The following is a 333-nucleotide window of genomic DNA, read 5'->3' as shown; positions in this document are numbered from 1 at the left end:
GTCAGCTGGAGGTGCAGCTGAGGGCGGGGTTGCCCGCGGTCCCGTTGGCGGTGTAGCCGAAGGTGGTACTGGCCCCGCCGCCCAGAGCACCGTTGTACGAGGCGTTCGTCGCCGTGGTCAGCGCACCCGAACTGCCCTGCGTGGCATTCCACATCTGGGTGATCGTGCTCCCGGACGGCTGCGTCCACGACACCTTCCACCCCGAGATCGACGAGCTACCGGTGTTCTTCACCGTCACCTCGGCCTGATACCCGCCCTGCCACGAACTGACCGTCCGATACGTCGCCGAGCACCCCGCACTCGGCGGCGGAGTACCACCCGTCGAACCCGACG

1 protein-coding gene is annotated in these 333 nt (G+C 68.2%); it reads right to left on the bottom strand.

Features of this window, described 5'->3' with window-relative positions; all coding sequences use genetic code 11:
- Nucleotide 1: 1 nt before the first annotated feature.
- Complete coding sequence (locus HCN08_RS34605) at nt 2-232, bottom strand: cellulose binding domain-containing protein (RefSeq protein WP_322974860.1); 231 nt, start codon at nt 230-232, stop codon at nt 2-4.
- Between the last annotated feature and the right edge of the window lie 101 nt (nt 233-333).

It is taken from the genome of Actinacidiphila epipremni, assembly GCF_012034175.1.
Lineage (GTDB): Bacteria > Actinomycetota > Actinomycetes > Streptomycetales > Streptomycetaceae > Actinacidiphila > Actinacidiphila epipremni.
This window is presented reverse-complemented; position numbering and strand designations above follow the sequence as displayed.